The 1380-nt window shown below is 66.5% G+C and carries 1 protein-coding gene; it reads left to right on the plus strand.

All coding sequences use genetic code 11. The features are described 5' to 3' along the window. Nucleotides 1-1380: type VI secretion system Vgr family protein (locus EZI54_RS23690; protein WP_131484308.1), on the plus strand; the 1380-nt coding region annotated here is incomplete at both ends.

The following is a 1380-nucleotide window of genomic DNA, read 5'->3' on the forward strand; positions in this document are numbered from 1 at the left end:
GGAACCCCGCCTACGCCCTGATGCACCAGGCCCATGCGGCGGACCTGGACAGCCAGCGCAGCGACTACGAGCACTACGACTACCCGGGCCGCTTCAAGGGCGATGCCTCCGGCCAGCCCTACACCGAGGCGCGACTGGACAGCCTGCGCAAGGACGCCAGCCTCGGAAGTGGCGAGAGCAACCGCCCGGACTTCAGCGCCGGGGCCAAGGTCACCCTGTCCGGCCATACGAATGACAGCCTCAACCGGGACTGGCTGATCACCCAGGTCACCCACACCGGCCAGCAGCCCCAGGCGCTGGAAGAGGAAGGCGGTTCCGAGCCGACCACCTACAGCAACACCTTCCAGAGCGTGCCCGGGGATACCGCCTGGCGGCCGGAGCCGCCCGAGCGCCCCATCATGGACGGCCCGCAGATCGCCCTCGTCACCGGCCCCCAGGGCGAGGAGATCCACTGCGACGAACACGGCCGGGTCAAGGTCCGGTTCCCGTGGGATCGTTACGGTAAAAATGACCAACACAGCAGCGCCTGGCTCAGGGTCAGCCAGGGCTGGGCCGGGGGCAGCTACGGCTTCATGGCCCTGCCCCGCATCGGGCACGAGGTCATCGTCTCCTTCCTGGACGGCGATCCGGACCAGCCGATCATCACCGGGCGCGCCTACCACGCCACCAACACACCGCCCTACGCGCTGCCGGAACACAAGACCCGCACCACCCTGAAGACCCAGACCCACAAGGGTGAGGGCAGTAACGAACTGCGCTTCGAGGACGAGGCGGACAGGGAACAGATCTACCTCCACGCCCAAAAGGACCTGGACCTGCTGACCGAGCACGACCGCACCGAGGTGATCCACCACAACAGCCACCTCACCGTCGACAACGACCGCTACGCCCACATCAAGGCCAACGACCACAGCACCGTGGATGGGGAAAAGCGGGAGAAAGTGGGCCAGGACCACAGCTTCGACGTCACCGGCACCCTCCACCTCAAAGCCGGCACAGCCTGGCTCAGCGAATCCGGCCAGGAACTGCACATCAAGGCGGGCCAGAAAGCCGTCATCGAAGCCGGCGCCGAAATCACCCTCAAAGGCGGCGGCAGCTTCGTCAAGATCGACCCCAGCGGCGTCGCCCTGAGTGGGCCGGCGATCAACCTCAATGCCGGTGGTTCACCGGGGAGTGGATCTGGGCAAGGGGCGAAGGCGCCGGAGGTGCCCCAGGCGTTGGCTGCCCATACGGGAGAGAAGGTTGAGCCCGCTGTATTGGCTGAAACCGCCCAACGAGCCGAGGCCAAGCCGGTCGTTGCCCACCGTCTAACACAGGGACGAATCCAGCGGACGGCGTTGGTTGAACAGTGTCAGGAGCAGCCTGATGGCACCTGCCCGC

Origin of the sequence: Marinobacter halodurans, assembly GCF_004327985.1 — a bacterium.
Lineage (GTDB): Bacteria > Pseudomonadota > Gammaproteobacteria > Pseudomonadales > Oleiphilaceae > Marinobacter_A > Marinobacter_A halodurans.